General features: G+C 33.3%; 12 protein-coding genes and 1 pseudogene. 6 read left to right on the top strand and 7 right to left on the bottom strand.

Annotation, left to right across the window (positions count from 1 at the left end):
• Window positions 1–94: 94 nt before the first annotated feature.
• The 6 genes from AC6CH4_RS19895 to AC6CH4_RS19870 form a co-directional block, all read right to left on the bottom strand.
• Entirely contained in the window at window positions 95–1,024 is a 930-nt protein-coding gene (locus tag AC6CH4_RS19895) for a PorP/SprF family type IX secretion system membrane protein (protein WP_498106044.1), read from the bottom strand.
• Window positions 1,017–3,203, bottom strand: a complete 2,187-nt coding sequence (locus AC6CH4_RS19890; RefSeq protein WP_498106042.1) for a T9SS type B sorting domain-containing protein — start codon at window positions 3,201–3,203, stop codon at window positions 1,017–1,019. The genes AC6CH4_RS19895 and AC6CH4_RS19890 overlap by 8 nt, the downstream gene beginning before the upstream one ends.
• A gap of 242 nt (window positions 3,204–3,445) precedes the next feature.
• A complete protein-coding gene (locus tag AC6CH4_RS19885; RefSeq protein ID WP_498106040.1) occupies window positions 3,446–4,309 on the bottom strand; it encodes a bestrophin family protein in 864 nt (287 codons plus the stop codon).
• A gap of 27 nt (window positions 4,310–4,336) precedes the next feature.
• Entirely contained in the window at window positions 4,337–5,647 is a 1,311-nt protein-coding gene (locus AC6CH4_RS19880; protein WP_498106038.1) for a TolC family protein, read from the bottom strand.
• A gap of 52 nt (window positions 5,648–5,699) precedes the next feature.
• On the bottom strand, window positions 5,700–8,795 hold the full coding sequence (locus AC6CH4_RS19875; protein WP_498106036.1) for an efflux RND transporter permease subunit: 3,096 nt from the start codon (window positions 8,793–8,795) through the stop codon (window positions 5,700–5,702).
• 99 nt (window positions 8,796–8,894) lie between these two features.
• Window positions 8,895–9,956 (bottom strand): efflux RND transporter periplasmic adaptor subunit, encoded by a 1,062-nt coding sequence (locus AC6CH4_RS19870; RefSeq protein WP_498106034.1) that lies wholly within the window; start codon window positions 9,954–9,956, stop codon window positions 8,895–8,897.
• Window positions 9,957–10,462: 506 nt separating this feature from the next.
• Here AC6CH4_RS19870 and AC6CH4_RS19865 point away from each other — a divergent pair.
• The 3 genes from AC6CH4_RS19865 (at window position 10,463) to AC6CH4_RS19855 (ending at window position 12,647) form a co-directional block, all read left to right on the top strand.
• Window positions 10,463–11,059: a DUF6436 domain-containing protein gene (locus tag AC6CH4_RS19865; protein ID WP_498106032.1), complete on the top strand. Its 597-nt coding sequence runs from the start codon at window positions 10,463–10,465 to the stop codon at window positions 11,057–11,059.
• Window positions 11,060–11,084: 25 nt separating this feature from the next.
• A complete protein-coding gene (locus AC6CH4_RS19860; RefSeq protein ID WP_498106030.1) occupies window positions 11,085–11,945 on the top strand; it encodes a hypothetical protein in 861 nt (286 codons plus the stop codon).
• A gap of 96 nt (window positions 11,946–12,041) precedes the next feature.
• A complete protein-coding gene (locus AC6CH4_RS19855; protein ID WP_498106028.1) occupies window positions 12,042–12,647 on the top strand; it encodes a PAS domain-containing protein in 606 nt (201 codons plus the stop codon).
• 84 nt (window positions 12,648–12,731) lie between these two features.
• Here the strand turns inward: AC6CH4_RS19855 and recG are convergent.
• Window positions 12,732–14,843, bottom strand: a pseudogene (recG, locus tag AC6CH4_RS19850) (ATP-dependent DNA helicase RecG); the annotation flags it as partial.
• 397 nt (window positions 14,844–15,240) lie between these two features.
• Here recG and AC6CH4_RS19845 point away from each other — a divergent pair.
• The 3 genes from AC6CH4_RS19845 to AC6CH4_RS19835 all read left to right on the top strand — a co-directional run bounded on the left by AC6CH4_RS19845 (window position 15,241) and on the right by AC6CH4_RS19835 (window position 17,724).
• Window positions 15,241–16,521, top strand: a complete 1,281-nt coding sequence (locus AC6CH4_RS19845) for a phosphatidylserine decarboxylase family protein (protein ID WP_498106026.1) — start codon at window positions 15,241–15,243, stop codon at window positions 16,519–16,521.
• Between the two features lie 146 nt (window positions 16,522–16,667).
• Window positions 16,668–17,099 carry a hypothetical protein gene (locus tag AC6CH4_RS19840; protein WP_498106024.1) on the top strand — a complete coding sequence of 144 codons (432 nt, stop codon included), beginning with the start codon at window positions 16,668–16,670 and terminating at the stop codon, window positions 17,097–17,099.
• Between the two features lie 79 nt (window positions 17,100–17,178).
• A complete protein-coding gene (locus AC6CH4_RS19835) occupies window positions 17,179–17,724 on the top strand; it encodes a DUF1697 domain-containing protein (protein WP_498106022.1) in 546 nt (181 codons plus the stop codon).
• The last annotated feature ends 38 nt before the right edge of the window (window positions 17,725–17,762 follow it).

Below are 17,762 nucleotides of genomic sequence, written 5' to 3'. Positions count from 1 at the left end.
ATTTGAAATTTTTGAGATGCTATATGCCTTAAAAAAATAGAATCTTTAGACTTTGCGGAGTAAGAATTTCATAAACCTTATGCAAAAAAAAACATTAATAAATTTTACAGCTACATTTTTCACTGTTTTCATTTAACAACGTGTAGGTTAGTAAAAAGGTATGTGTGCCATTGTTATAACGGCTAAATTTAGTTATGGATTGATCATAAGAATAACCAACTTTGAAATTATCAAATAAGCGAACACCAAAAAGTAAACCGACACTGGAGTTATAGTCAAAATTTAAACTGGCAATGTATTTTTCGTACCAATTTAAGTTTAAGGAGGTAAGGACGCTTACGGGAGCGCCTTCTGTAACGCGAATTAAAGCTGCCGGAGTTAAGCTAACATCACGTCTCAATTCAAATCTATAACCTGTATTTAGATAATAATTGCTTTTTCTCTTTGAAAGAACCGTTGAATTATTTGTATTGTAATACTTTGACGCCAATATATTTGGAGTTGAAATACCGATGAAAAATGTATCAGAATATAAGTTTACTCCCAGTCCGAGTAGTAATGATAGCTGGTTTTCAAAACCAGAATTAAAAACCTCTTCGCCGGGTTGGTAAACATCAAGTTGATTGATATCGACTTTATAAGAGTTTAACCCGGATTTTAACCCTAAAGCTAATTTGTATTCGTAGTTTAAATCGAGATAATAGGCAAAATTTCCTTCGATATTATATTCTCTTGCCGGACCAATTTCGTCATGATACAAGCTCAGGCCAAGTCCTATTTTTTCGTAAGGTAATTTGGTGTCAGCTGTTAAGTATTGTGTTTTTGGAGCACCGTCAAATCCATACCATTGGGTTGAGTAAATTCCGGCTATATTAAGTCCGTCGGCTGCACCAGCAAAAGCAGGATTATAAATCAATCCATTATAATTGAAGATTGATAATTTCGCATCATTTTGTGATCTAACCGTAATGGAGAGAAATAAGACTGCAACAACAACCAGTATTTTTTTTGAAGGACTATTCATTGTTGCTGATATAAAGAAAACCCTTTTGCAAATTATTTTCTGATGAAATAGTTTTCTTAAAGTTTATGATATAAAAATAAGAACCTGTTGGTAGTTTTTTACTCTTTTGAAATACTTCTCCGGCGTTGGCTTCACCATAAAAATAATTTTCATTTATACCATATTTAGCTGTTTTATAAACCAATTGACCAAAGCGATTGTAGACTTCAACAGTATTTTCCGGAAAGAATTCTATGTTTTTTATAACAAAATGATTGTTCATGTCGTTTCCATCAATTGTAATTGAATTGTATACAACCAATTCACATTTAATTGCTGAAACTAAAACAGCGATTCTTTTTATACTTTCACAATTGGTTTCAGGATCAAATATAGAAGCATAATAAGTAGATCCATTGTAAATAGGAGTATTATCTGAAAGAGGAGTAATAGCCTTTTCTGAATCATAAAAAATCATTTCTGTATTTTCACCTCTCAAAGCCCGAATAACTAATTCATCATCTAAACATAATTCTTTTTTATAACCTACAGTTAAAGTATTTATCGGGTCCTGCAAAACAACATTAACTTTAAGGTGATCTTTGCTCTCGCAGCCAGTTTGTGAATCAGTTTGCAGGGCATAATATGTAGCACTGGTTAATATTGTCGAAGTGTTTAAAGCATTCACATCCGTTACGTTTTTAAACCACTTTATTCCGGTGCCTTTTGCTACTATATCTGAAAGTACCGGATTGTCAATTTTACAGAAATATTGGGTTTCATCACCGGTGGGAGGAGAGATGTTTAAAATTGACGCAACAAAAGAAAGTCTTTTTCCCAGGCAGCCATTGTTGTTTACAGAGGCATAATAAGTTGTTTTGTCTAATATAGGAGTTGCGGCCGGTAATTGCTCAGCTGATGTTGCGGAACTAAACCATTGCAAATTTTGATTGCCTGTATTTATAGCGCCAATAGTCGCATTTTGACTACAAAATGTCTGATTAGGATTTACAACAGGCTCTGAAATAAGATTATTGTTAATGAAAATATCTTTACTTAAATTGAATGTGCAGCCACTTTCGGTCGTTGCGGTTAGTTTAACGCTATAATTCCCGGAAGATGTGAAAATGTGTTTTGGATTTTTTTCGTTTGAAGTTGTTCCATCTCCAAAATCCCAGTTCCATTTTATATTTGGGTAGTTACTAACAGTTTGGTTCTGAAAAATTACAGGATTAAATGTGGTCTGACTAGTAATGCAGGAAGTTGTTGCTTGAAACAGAGGGGTAATTCTTGAAGGTTTGGATAAAACAACCTGTATTTTTGATTCGCATATATTCGCATTACTAAAAGCGGTCATAGTACATTCAAAAAGGGCACCTTCAGGATAATTTGCCACCGGTAAGGATGTTGTTCGTTCCGCCAGACCAACAGGCTGACCCTGGTATGTCCAAAGATATTTATTAAACCCGTAAGGTGCATTTAATTCAAAATTAGCATCGTTACCGCATAATTTTAAATCAGCTTTTAATTTAGCGCATTTAGCAGAAATATAGGCATAGCCAAAATGTTGTATAAATGCACAATCTTTTGTAGTGAATTCAATTTTTACGGTTGTTCCAATATAAGCGGACAAATTAATACCAACCGTGTTCCATTTAGTCCACCGTACTGTACTCTTTTTGTAGGTTAGGGGATTATCATAATTACAGGTGTTAAAATCCTGATCTGCCTGACCTGCATACACTTTATAAGCACCACATAAAGGATCAATTGTTTTTCCGGCAGCATCTGTTATTTGCACGCTGAACTCAGGCTGCTCCTCAGGTATATGGCCGGGATCTTCAATTACAATAGCATATTTGTATAAAAAAATGCTATTTTCTGGCGTTACATCCATTGTATAAACCAACATCTCTGCCTCACTTCCTCCGAATTCATTCCCTAGCTTTACTGAAAATTTTTCACCTGGTGGTATTGTGGGTAACTGATAGCAAGTTCTTGGATCATAGCTCGAAGTAGTTATGATTTTATGTCTGGTTTCCACAATGCCTTTTTGTAAATTAGGAGCATTATACAAACCTGTATAGCCTTCCCATCCGGAAAAATTTCCAGCTGAAAAATCTGAATTAAGGCATTCAGACTGACTGAATCCTAAATTTACGGATAGAAGTACTACTATTAATAAGTGTCTGTTTAACATATATTTTACAATATATGAAAAAATACCAGTAAAAAGTCTCACAATTTAAATAAGATCTGTTATAAATTACTGATTATCAATTGTTTTTTTTTTTTTTTTCTAGGAGTGGATCAAAAAAAAAAGAAGGGAACCTAAGTTCTCTCCTTTTCTCTTTCTTAAAAAAATTATAAATTTTTACAGTAGTACTTAAGCTATCTTAGCTGTTAAAAAAAAGCTATCGCCTGTTTATGTTCATTTTAAATTTAAATCAATTCTTCAACGTGTTTTTTAATGTTTTCAGAAATCTTCTTAATTGGTAAATCGTTTTCATCATCTCCAAAAGGATCTTCAATTTCCTCTGCAATTAATTCTAAACTTGCGAGAACATAAAAGATAAAAACTACTACAGGAACAACGTAATAGCCCAGGCTTAAAGAATATCCAAAGGGTAAAGTCATCGTATAGAAGAAGATGAATTTTTTGATAAAAGCGCTGTAAGAGTAGGGAATAGGTGTGTTTTTAATACGCTCGCACGCGCCACAGATATCAGTAAAAGCAACCAGCTCGTTATTTAAAATAATAAGCTGATCACCTGTAATTTTCTTTGCTTCGTATAAATCATTAATTTTATGCGACATCATGCGCTTCACCTGATTCGGTTTATGCTTATGATGATCAAGTTCTAAATCAACATCGTCAAAAAGCTGTTTGGCTGTATCAGAATTATTTAAATGTTTGTATAAAATCGAGGCATAACCCGGAATAAATTTTCTGAAGAATTTACGATCGTTTTCATCTTTTAAAATAGCAGAAAGTTTAATCGCAAAATTGCGGCTGTTGTTTACCAAAGCGCCCCAAAGTTTTCTCGCTTCCCACCAACGATCATATGCGGTATTCGTTCTGAACACTAATAAAAGTGAAATTACAAAACCTAATATTCCGTGCATTACCGGAATATTTTTGACGTAATGATTGGTATCAATTCCTAAATAAACGACCTCTAAATAACCTACAATACCGGAATAAATTCCGATTGCAATCATTATCGGAAATAATTTTCGAACAGTGTCCGATTTATGAAAATGAAATATAAAAGTGAACCACTCCTTCGTGTTGTATGCAATCATTTATAACTTGTTTTGCAACAAATTTACTTAAAAATTCATATTTCCGGCTAATTCTTTTAATGCAATTTCAGATAATTTAGCTTCATATTGCGCATTACTGTAACGCACTTTTGCATTAACATAATTAAGCTGAGCCGTTCTGAAATCAAGTGTTGTTATAGTTCCGATCTTGAATTTATCTAAAGTGATTTCTAAATTTTGTCTCGCAATAGCTTCGTTATCTTCTTCAAGATCAATTAATTCTAAATTGGTTAAATACGTCTGAAAAGCAGTGCTCAATTGTGTGTTCAGAATCATATTTTGCTGTTCGATTGCAATTTGAGAATTTTCAATTTCCAGTTTTGCTACTTTTTCATTTCGATGCTGATTAAAACCATCAAAGATGTTTAGAGTTGCATTAAAACCATAATTTAAACCTCTTGCCGAAGACTGGCTTGTAAATCCTAAACTAGATTGGTTTTCTGAAAAATTGTAGCCAGAGGTTAAGTTTACAACAGGATATCGGTCTGCTTTTACTTGTTTCAGTTGTAATTCGGCAATTCGTTTATTGATGATCTGAGCTTCTAAACCTGGATTTTGTTTTTGTGCCAAATTCATTAAATCAGCTAAAACCAGTGAATTATCAACAGTAACCAAATCAGTTACTTTAAAATTAATTTTTGGATCACGCGCTAAATACTGATTCAGTAAAATTTTAGAATTTGCATACGATTCTTTTTGTCTTAGTAAGGCAACCTGATCTGAATTTAAATCAACCTGAGCATTTAGAACCTCTAATTTTGAAGCTTTTCCAATGCTAAAACGGTTTTGAGCTAATGTTAAACGTTGTTTTGAAATAACGATTGTTGTATCTAAAGCAGCCAATTGCTGTTGTTGCTGAACCAAATCATAATAAGCAGAATTAACCTGGCCAATCTTAATTAAAATCGTTTGTTTTAACTGAGAATCACCTAGCTTTTGAAGTTCTTTTAACTGATCCAATCTGGCAAACATTTTCATACCATCAAAAACAGTCCATCCTAAACTTACACCGTAATTCAAACTGTTATTTTTTGCATTATCCAAAGAGGTTGAAGTGCCATCCTGACGTGTTTGCGATGAATTCTGGATACTGTTATTGTCTGTTATTGAAGCCGTTGCAACAGGTAACATTCCTGCATTTCCAATAGTTACGTTGGTCTCGCTTATTTTTGTGTTATTCTTGGCAATCTTAATTTCAAAATTATTTTCTAAAGCTATTTTCATAGCATCTCCAATAGTCAGAACTTCCTGCGCATTTATACGTGTAATGCAAAAGAAGAAAAATATCAAACTGCGGAACAAAATTTTAGTATTCATATTTGTTTTCTTTTACCCCGAATTCAATTGACTCAAATTCGGGGCTAATAAATTATTTACTTTCTTTTTCGTATTCTTCAATATGATCGAATTCCGGATAATGTTTTCTGGCTTTAGACCACATCAAATAAATCGCCGGAATTACAAAAAGCGTTAATGCCAAAGAGAAAATAGTTCCCCCAACAATTACAACTCCCATCCCGATTCTACTTGTAGATGCAGCTCCAAGTGACATTGCAATTGGCAATGCACCTAAGGCAATCGCTAAACTCGTCATTAAAATTGGACGTAAACGTGCTTCAGAAGCTTCTAAAATCGCTTCTAATTTCGGTTTTCCCTGCTCTCGTAACTGGTTTGCAAACTCTACGATCAAAATACCATTTTTAGTTACCAGTCCGATAAGCATTACGGTTCCAATCTGGCTGAAAATATTCCATGTTTGGTTGAATAACCATAAGGAGAACAATGCTCCGGCCACCGCCATTGGTACCGTTAAAATAATAATAAACGGATCAATAAAACTTTCAAACTGTGCGGCAAGAATTAAAAAGATTAATAATAAAGCCAATCCAAAAGCGAAAGAAGTATTCGAACTACTTTCAACAAAATCTCTTGATTCTCCACTCAGGTCGGTTGTAAAACTTTCATCCAGAACCTTAGCTTTAATTCGATCCATTTCTTCAATACCATCGCTGATACTTTTCCCAGGCGCTAAACCAGCTGAAACAGTAGCTGACATATACCTGTTATTGTGATATAATTGTGGCGGGTTACTTTGTTCTTCAACTTTCACAACGTTGTCCATCTGAATCAATTCTCCATTTTTGTTTTTTACAAACATCGAAGTTAAATCCAAAGGTTTAGAACGATCTTTTTGATCAAACTGACCAATTACCTGATATTGTTTTCCGTTTTTAATGAAATAACCAAAACGTTGCCCGCTTAATGATAGTTGTAACGTCTGAGCAATATCAATAATTGAAATCCCTAAACTTTCTGCTTTTTCACGATCGATACTTACGTTGATTTCAGGCTTGTTAAATTTTAAGTTTACATCCGAAATAGAGAAAACATCACTTTTACCAACTTCATCCATAAATACCGGAATCTTTGCTCTTAATTTTTCAAAATTCGGTGCCTGAATAATATATTGAATTGGTAAACCTCCACGTCTGTTAACAGAAATTGTAGGCTGTTGAAGCACAGATGTCTTAGCGCTTGGATATTTTTTAGTCCATTTTGTTAATTTATCAGCAATATCTTTTTGAGAAGTGGTTCTTTCATCTGGATCTTTCAACGAAAGCCTTATGAAACCGGAATTTGTTGCAGAACCTCCTGAACCTCCCGCAGTAATTACTAAACTTACTTTTTTATCCGGAATAGAATCATCAACCAGTTTTGACATTTCCTGCATAAAACGGTTCGTATATTCATAAGAAGAACCTTCCGGAGTCGTCATACGCATCGTTACAGAACTACGGTCATCATATGGAGCCGTTTCTTTTGGAAGTATTGTAAAGAATAAATAAATCAATCCAAAACAAGCAATAAGAATTGGGAAACTGATCCATTTTTTATCCATGAAACGCTTTAAAGAATCAGCATAACCAGTATTTAATTTTTCAAAAAATGGTTCTGTTTTAATGTAGAATTTCGATTTTTTCTGTTCGCCGCCTTTCATTAAATAAGCATTCAACATTGGCGTCAACGTCAAAGATACAAAGGCAGAAATTAGTACGGCCGCACCAATTACGACCCCAAACTCCCGAAAGAGTCGGCCTACGAAACCTTCTAGGAAGATTACAGGTAAAAATACTGCTGCCAAAGTCACTGAAATCGAGATTACGGCGTAAAATATCTCGTTAGAACCTTTAATAGCAGCTTCAATTGGCGACATTCCTTCTTCAACTTTTTTGAAGATATTTTCAGTAACCACAATTCCATCATCGACCACTAAACCGGTTGCCAGAACAATAGCTAAAAGAGTTAATACATTTATTGAGAATCCAAAAAGCCACATGATAAAAAACGTAGCAATTAAAGATACCGGAATATCAATTAAAGGCCTGAAAGCAATTGCCCAGTCACGAAAGAACAAATAGATAATAATAATTACCAAAAGAATCGAAATTCCAAGAGTTTCAGCAACTTCAAGTACCGATTTTTTTACAAAAAGGGTATTGTCAAGTGCTATATTAAGTTTGATGTCTTTAGGTAAATCCTTTTTTAAAGCTTCGTACTTTTTATAAAATTCAGAAGAAATATCTAAATAATTGGCTCCCGGCATCGGTACAATGGCTAAACCAATCATTGGAAGCCCTGACGATGTTAAAGAAGTTTCGATATTTTCAGGCCCAAGTTCTGCGCCACCAACATCACTTAAACGAACAATTTTATCTCCGTCTGTACGAATGATAATATTATTAAATTCTTCTGGTTTAGAAAGATTTCCGATTGTTTTTACAGTCAATTCTGTATTGTTTCCTGTTAATTTTCCAGATGGTAATTCTACGTTCTGTGCATTTAAGGCATTTCTAACATCCGAAACAGTACATTTATACGCATTTAATTTTACAGGATCAATCCATAAACGCATGGCATAACGTTTTTGCCCCCAGATTTGGACACCACTTACTCCGGGAATCGTTTCTAAACGTTGCGATATAACATTTTCAGCATAATCACTTAATTCCAAAGAACTTCGACTGTCACTCTGAACAGTCATCGAAATAATAGACTCACTATCTGCATCCGCTTTAGAAACTACGGGTGGCGCATCAATATCCTGCGGTAAACTTCGAACTGCCTGCGAAACTTTATCACGGACATCATTCGCAGCTTCCTCTAAGTTTTTATCTAAATTAAATTCTATTGTAATGCTGCTGCTGCCCTGATTACTTGACGAAGTAATATTTCGAATTCCGTCAATGGCATTTACTGCTTTTTCTAAGGGTTCAGTAATTTGTGATTCAATAATATCAGAATTGGCTCCGGTATAATTTGTTCTGATAGAAACTTGCGCCGGATCAATTGAAGGGAATTCCCGAACACCCAAAAATGTATAACCAATGAAACCGAATAAAATAATCAAAAGATTCAGTACGATGGTTAAAACGGGTCTTCTTATACTTGTAGTTGATAAACTCATGTGAAATTTTAGATTTTAGAGTAAAGAAAATAGAATATCGAAAATAGAATATAGAGAATCAATTTGAAAAACTCATAACTCAAAATTCATAACTCAAAACTATTTTTTAACTTGAACTTTTATAGGTGCTTCATTTTTCAATGACATAACTCCACTTGTAATCAGGGTATCACCTGCTTTTAATCCTGAAAGAATTAAAATTGAAGCATCTGTTCTTGTTGTTGCATCAACCATAATTTCCTTAGCTTTCCCCATATTAGCTATATACACTTTTTTTCCATCTTGCACAGGAACTATAGCTTCTGAAGGAACTAGAATTGCGTCCTTAATAATACTTAAAGGTAGTTTTACATCAGCAAAAGTTCCTGGGAAAAGTTTTCCATCAATATTATCAGCAATAGCACGAACTTGTAAAGTACGAGTTGCTACTTCTACTTCTGGTTCAATAGCATATATTTTTGCTGAATAGACCTTATCTGATCCTGAAACTGAAAAATCTATAGTTGAACCTGATTTTACTTGCGAAGCATATTTTTCAGGAATAGAGAACGTTATTTTTAATTTTCCGGTATTTACTAATTTTGCTACTAAAACTGTTGGTGTTATATAGGTTCCAGGTGAAATAGAACGTAAACCAATTTTTCCGGAAAATGGTGCTTTTACGGAAGTTTTGGCAATTTGAGCCTTAATTAATTGTGTTTGCGCTTTCATAGAAGCATAGTCTGCATTGGCAACATCAAATTCTTCCTGACTTATAGCTTCTTTTTGAAGTAATAATTTTGCTCTTCTTTCATTTTCAGCAGCTAAACCTTCTTTAGTCTGGGCTTGTCTTAGTTGTGCTCTTAATTCAATATCATTTACCTTAAAAAGTACCTGACCCTTATTTACATATGTGCCTTCAGTAAAATAAATACCTTCAACAATTCCTGAAACTTCACTGTGAATTTCTATTTGCTCATTAGCTTCGACAGATCCGGATAATGACAGGTTATTATCAAACGTAGAAGTTTTAACCACTATACCCGTTACAGTTGTTGGGCGATCTTTATCGCCGGATTTTTTAGACTCGTCGTTTTTACTTTTGTTAGAAACAACTCTGTAGGCAATAAACCCTCCGAGTACTATAATTAACAGGGCGTAAATTAGATTTTTTACTTTCATAAAATTAGGTAAATGTTTTTTTGGGATTGTTTTTAGTAGCTTACAAATTTAACTTTTTGAACCGTAAACGAAAGGGGTTGGGCTATTATTTAACATTTGTATGTACAAGTTTTTAAATTAGATTGTATATAAGACTGTTTCTGTTTACAAAGGTTTAATGTTGACACAAAAAAAAGTTTTTCAAAAAAAAATTATAAAGATTTAAAAGTGTTTTTATTAAGTTTTTACTTATAAAAAGCGTAAAATCACGTATTTTAAAAGTAGGAAAAACTGTATGTTTTGGTTTTTTACTGTATTTTATCCGATTTATTTTGCTGTTTATCGATTTTATTTGTAACATTGATAACGTTAAACAATATGATGGTTTTTTTGTGAGAATATTAATGTTTTAATGCGTAAAACGTTAATAAATGTAGGTTTTTTAGTTATATAAAGTTGAATTTTTTACTTTTTAAGAATGAATAAATTAACAAATGTTTATATTTTAAATTGAAAATCGTCTGTTTATGAAGAAAAAACTACTTCTTGGTTTATGGTTTACTTTTTTACTTGCTGCAATTTCTTATTTGTTTTGGCAAAATGAATTCAAATACAGTTTGCCTACACCGGTTCCTAAAGGTTACCATGAGATAGCCATGGGGAGTAAAATCGACTTAAAATGTTGTGTGACAGATCAAAGACCAGTTTTTATACATTTTTTTAATCCAGATTGTCCGTGTTCCCGTTTTAATGTACCTCACGTTAGTGGTCTGATTAAAAAGTACGGAGACAGAATCAATTTTAAAATTGTGGTTCTAAACAAAGAGAAGACTTTTACAATAGAAGAAATTCAGAACAAATTTGACGCAAAAATCCCTGTTTATTTTGATGAAGAAATAGCAAAAAATTGTGGTGTTTTCTCAACACCTCAGGCTGTTCTTGTTGATGGTTCTCAAAACTTATATTATCGCGGAAATTATAATAAAACACGATACTGTACTGATGCCGACAGTAATTATGCCGAGCAGGCAATAGATTCTTTATTAAGTCATACAAATGCCCCTTCATTTGATGCGTTAGCCCTTCGGGCTTATGGATGTTCGTTACCAAAATGCACTAAATAAATCTAACCTTAACATTACCTAAATTATGAAAGCAAAAGCTAGTTTGAATGAACAGGATTACCTGCACAATTTTATGTCTACAATGACACAAAAATCGGATACGATTATTAATTATGTTCTGGCCATTTATTTTCTACTCGGGATCGCTCTGGCTTTTAAATATGATACCTGGGAGATTGGGGCAGGAGTAGGGACCTTAAATTTATTAGCCTATTATTCGGCAAAATTTTTTCTTAAAAAGTCCAAATTTTACCAATATGTATTAGCGGTTGTGCTTGCTATTTTTATGGCGCAATATATTTATCAGATGCATGGTTTGTTCGAAATGCACTTTACAGTTTTTATTGCCAGCACAATCCTGATTATTTATCAGAACTGGAAATTACAAATTCCACTTACGCTTTTGGTTGTCTTACATCACGGAGCTTTGGCTTATATGCAAAACTTTATTTACACAGATCCAAAAGGAATACAATTGTATTTTTCACAAGTGAATTTTGATATGGAAACGTTTATCATTCACGTAATATTAGCTGCAGTCGTTTTCTTTATGAACGGATATTGGGCTTACTATTTTAAAGCACATAGCCAAAATCATATTTCTAAAATATCTGATGAATATGAATTGGAAAATATGAAATTGGCATCGGCAAAATATAGTTCATTATCTGCCACTAAAGAATATAATGATTTTGTGCACAGAACAACTTTAGATCTGAAATTACCAGTAAGTTCAGTGTTAAACCTTATTGATGTTTCAAAGGGGCATACAGATAACGATAAGCTTTTAAGTTATTTAGATATGATGCGTGAAAGTGCCAAAAAAATTGATGATATGGTTAATGATATTCATGTTAAGTCAATCAATAGCAGACCATCACACTAAAGACCTTGAACTTATTTGTAATCAGTAATTTATACTTTATGCAATTAAATAGTATACTCAGAATGTAATTACATATTAATTTTAAATACAAAATTTATGGATACCAGAATTACCCGCCCGACTCCATCAGACAGAGAAGTTGACTGGAATAAGAATAAAGTACTACTCAGTAAAACAGATACAAAAGGAACCATTTTATACGCCAATGAAGATTTTATTGACGTATCCGGTTATGATGAATTTGAGCTTATTGGACAGCCTCATAATTTAATTCGCCACCCTGATATGCCTAAAGTGATTTTTAAATTGCTATGGGATAGTATTAAATCGAGTAAAAATATTCATGCCATCATCAAGAATATGTCTAAAACGGGTAGATATTATTGGGTAATTACCGATTTTAAAATCATAGCCGATTCTGATGGTGAGATCGTGGGATACTTTGGAACAAGAAAATCAGTTTCCGAGGATATTATTGTAAAGTTCATCGAACCTCTGTATAAAAAGCTTTTGCATATCGAAGAAGCCAGTGGAATGTTAGCGTCTGAGGAATACTTGACTGGCTTTTTAGAGGAACGCAAAAAAACATATATGGAATATATTGATCATCTTGTTACAACAGGAAAAGATGATAAAAATAAAGTGAGTAAAGGTCTTTTTAATGGTCTCTTTGAAAAGAAAGAAGCGCCTAAAAAGAAATAGTTTTTTTTAAGTTGCTAAGCTACTAAGATTCTAAGGTGCTAAGATTAAAAGCTTAGTGACTTAGAATCTTAGAGACTTAGGACCTTAAGAAATATAATTCCAAATGTTTTTCTTTTTCGTCAATTCTATAAAAACAGCTTTTAGTACAGCATGTTCCGGTTTTTGGAGAGGACCATCTTCCTTTAGAATTTTCATCGCATAATTTCGGGCTAAACTTAAAATATCACGATCTCTGACTATATCCGCAATTTGAAGGTTTAAAACACCACTTTGTTGAGTTCCCATTAAATCTCCAGGGCCACGCAATTTCAAATCGACTTCTGCGATTTCAAAACCGTCGTTGGTCTGAACCATAGTTTCCATACGGGTTTTACTATCAGCGCTTAATTTGTGACTCGTCATTAAAATGCAATAACTTTGTTCGGCGCCACGACCAACACGGCCACGTAATTGGTGTAGCTGTGACAATCCAAAACGCTCAGCACTTTCAATAATCATTACACTCGCATTCGGAACATTGACACCAACCTCAATTACGGTTGTAGCCACCATAATATTGGTTTTTCCTTCAGAAAAGCGTTTCATTTCAGCATCTTTATCTGCTGGTTTCATTTTTCCATGCAAAATTGAAATGGAATATTGAGGCAGCGGAAAATCACGCGAAATACTTTCGTAACCGTCCATTAAATCTTTATAATCCATTTTTTCAGATTCCTGAATCAACGGATAAACAATATATATTTGTCTTCCCAAAGCAATTTCGTCACGCAGGAATTTCCAAACTTTCAAACGATTACTGTCAAAACGATGTACGGTCTGAATTGGTTTTCTGCCAGGTGGCAATTCATCAATTACAGAAATATCCAGATCTCCGTATAAACTCATCGCCAAAGTTCTCGGGATTGGAGTAGCGGTCATTACCAAAACGTGTGGCGGAATTTCATTTTTCTTCCACAATTTAGAACGTTGTTCTACACCAAAACGATGCTGTTCATCAATTACAGCCAAGCCTAAATTTTGAAATTGTACTTTATCTTCCAATAAAGCATGAGTACCAATTAAAATATGCAGACTGCCATTTTCAAGTTCTTCGTGAATTACTTTTCTAGCAGCAGTTTTGGTTGAACCTGTCAGTATTTTGATATTAAGATTTAATGTTTTCGCCAATTCAGATAAACCAATAAAATGCTGATTTGCCAGAATTTCTGTTGGAGCCATTAAACATGCCTGAAAACCATTATCAATAGCCAAAAGCATACTCATAAAAGCCACAATAGTTTTTCCGGAACCCACATCTCCTTGCAATAATCGGTTCATTTGGGCATTGCTTCCCATATCTGCCCGAATTTCTTTTATTACTCTTTTTTGAGCATTCGTGAGTTCAAACGGCAAGTGATTTTGATAAAATTCATTAAAAAGTTCACCCACTTTTGTAAAAGGATGCCCTTTTATTTTATGTTTCCGAATTAGGTTCTTAGTAATTAACTGAAGCTGAATAAAAAATAATTCCTCAAATTTTAATCGGAATTGGGCTTTCGCCAAAGCATCAGTACTTTTTGGAAAATGTATATTGAATAAAGCCGCTCTTTTTGGAATTAATTTTAATTCTTCAATTAAATAGGGTGGAAAAGTTTCAGTAAACAAAGCCTGGGTTTCCAAAAACAATTGTTCCATCATTTTATTAATGGTTCTATTTGAAATGCCTCTGTTTGCAAGTGTTTCAGTCGAAGGATAAACCGGCTGCATGGCTGAACGAAGACTTTTTTCGTGTTCGCTTAACAACTCAATTTCAGGATGTGCCATACTAAACTGACTTCCATACAAAGCACATTTTCCAAAAATCACACAAACTTCATTCAGTTTTAAGCTTTCACGAATCCATTTATGGCCCTGAAACCAATTTAAATCAATTTGACCGGTATCATCCACGAAAGTGGCCACCAAACGTTTTTTGTTTTTAGCAAATTCAACTGTTTTTATATTGATTATTTTTCCAATAATCTGAACTTCAGTTCCAGTATTTTGAAGCTCATTTATCTTATAATAACGAGTCCTGTCAATATACCTATTTGGAAAAAAATTAACTAAATCTCCGTATTTATGAATGCCCAATTCCTTACGAAGCAGCTGGCCACGACTCGGACCAACGCCTTTTAAGTATTCGATTGGGGTTTCAAGGAGATTGTTAGACATTTTTTTAGACTTCTTAGATTTTAGACTGGCTTAGATTTTTAGATTTTAGAAAATAGAGTATAGAATAAGGAACATAGACAAAAATCTATTCTCTTTATTCTATACTCTACTTTCTTTCTCTTTGGAAAAGCGAAGATAGATTTTAATTAGGAAATTTAAAAATCAATAATGTTTTAGAATTATTACTGTGACAAAAAGAAGCGCTTTGTTTTTGAATTGAAAAGTAAAGTGTTTTTTGTACGTATAAATACCTGATTTTTAAATAATTTTGAATTTAAAACTAAAAATTATCCTACATAATAGTATCTTTGTTTATATGTGAGTTTTAGTTAAGATAGATAAATTAATTTTCTAAAATCTCTGCCAAAAACATTAAATCTAACATTAAACTTTCTTTATTATGGAAACAACCAAATTTACAGAAACAATTGATGATAATCACATTCAGACACCTTTTAGAGTAGGAGAATGGCTTCCTTCTGATAAAAAGATTCTTCAGGAATGGGTCAACGTTCTAATTGAGGAAACAGATAAAAATCCAAAAGAATTATTGCCTGTTATTGCTGAATTTAAGTCTTTTATAGAAAATGACCCCGAAGTATTTATGTATTTTAATTTGATGTTTAGCCAGGTTCCAAAAAAGTACAGAAAAGATCCGGCCGGAAATAAACAGGTCCGTGATTATCATCATATGCTGCAATTGTTTAATACTATTATGACAAATGCTCCGGAATTTAATACAACGGGAGTTGTTGGTTTTCCTATTAATGCTATTTTAGATTGGTCAATGGGAACTGAAGTTGGCTACGCTGCATTCTTAAGTGAAAAAGTAAATAAGCAGTTCAAAAAAATGTTGAACGAATGGGGGATTTTTCTAAAATCAGCTAATTCTTGTGCTGTTTTAAATAAAGATCCTAAAAAAGGCTGGTTTGGAGCAGATGCGATGAAAGCAATGCCTGATTTTGATACCGAATTTATTTGCCAGCCTGAATTAGAACATCATGGATTTACATCCTGGGATAATTTTTTTACCCGCGAATTTAGACCAGGACAGAGGCCTTTGGCAAGTCCGGATGATGATAATGTAATTACAAACGCCTGCGAATCTGCCCCCTACAGAATTGCTGAAAAAGTAAATGGCAGGGATAAATTTTGGATAAAAGCACAGCCATATTCCGTTGAACATATGATGGCTGGAGATTCTTTTACAGAAAAATTTATTGGTGGAACTATCTATCAGGCTTTTTTGAGTGCTTTAAGTTATCATCGCTGGCATAGTCCAGTGAGCGGTACCATCGTTAAAGCATATACTGTTGACGGAACTTATTATGCAGAAGCAATTTCTGAAGGATTTGACGATGCAGGGCCAAATGATTCTCAAGGTTATATTACCGAACTAGCTACAAGAGCACTTATTTTTATACAAGCTGACAATCCAAAAATAGGATTAATGTGTTTTATGCCGGTTGGAATGGCCGAAGTTTCTTCTTGTGAAATAACGGTTTATGAAGGCCAACATGTCAAAAAAGGAGATCAACTTGGAATGTTTCATTTTGGAGGTTCAACACACTGTCTGTTTTTTGGTCCCCAGGTAAAGCTTGCGTTTGATATGCACGGTCAAAAGCCAGGCTTAAATTCCAGTAACATCCCTTTAAAATCTAAAATCGCGACGGTATTATAAATTAAATTTTTAGTTAAATTGTATAAAAACTCTGCTTTTAGATAGTAGAGTTTTTTTTAGTTCGTTTAGCAAATATTTTAACAAATAAAAGCAACCTTTTAACGAAACCTTCATCTAGTAAGTAAATCAAAATCGTAAAAAATAGTATGAAGAATATTGGAATTGTTTTTATATTAATGTTTTGTTTTCTATCATGTTCAAATAGTGGAGCCGATTCTGTCGTGATTACAAGTTATTACGGAAAATGGAAACTAACTAAAAGGACAGGAGTTTTTATACTGGCACTTTATATGGAGGGGAATCCTCAATGGCAGGAATTTTATGATTTTAAAACAGATGGAACATTTACAAAAACAAGAGTACAAGAAACAACAAAAACTTTTGCCTCAGGGAAATTCGAAATCAAAAAAAATCAAAATGAGACACAATTAAATTTGACTTACACTGAAGATAATGATATCATCGGAAATTGTTTTGGGAATTTAAGTGAAGATCTATATATAAATTCGGAAGGTCTACTAACAAGCTCATGGCAAATGTGTGACGGACCAGGTTTGTTTTATGAGAAAATGAGATAAAAAAAATGTAAATTTGCAATAACTTATAAAAACTATTCAGTAATTAAATTGAATAGTTTTTTGTTTTTAAATTTTAAAGATGACTACACATTTAGCACTTTTACGCGGTATCAACGTTTCAGGTCATAACATGATGAAAATGGAAGCTTTGAAAACAATGTTGGAGAGTATTGGTTTTAAGAACGTGCGAACCTATCTTCAATCCGGGAATGTTTTTATTGATACTGATGAAGAAAGCGCATCGAAAGTGGGTTTTATGATCAAGCAGGAAATTTTTAAGGTTTTTGGACATGAAGTTCCGACGATTGTCATTACTAAAGAAGATCTGGAATTGTGTTTTAAAAACAGTCCATATCTAAAAGAAAAAGATATTGATACTAAAAAATTATATGTTGCTTTTGTATCAACTGCATTGAAAAGCGAAAATATAAATGATTTAAAAATAAGTCAGTTTAAACCCGACGAAGCAAGCATCGACGGAAACAGAATTTTTATTAAATATGATATAGGAGCCGGGAAAACCAGATTAGAGGGTAAATATATTGAGAAAAAATTAAATGTTATAGTAACAATGCGAAACTGGAATACAGTTACGAATTTGCTTAAAATGTATTCAGAAGAATAAATTGACAAGTTCTTGCCACGAATTACACAAATTTTCAC

The sequence above is a fragment of the Flavobacterium sp. GQ95 genome (assembly GCF_059758655.1).
Note: the sequence above shows the minus strand (reverse complement) of the source record. Positions and strands in the feature narration are given on the sequence as shown.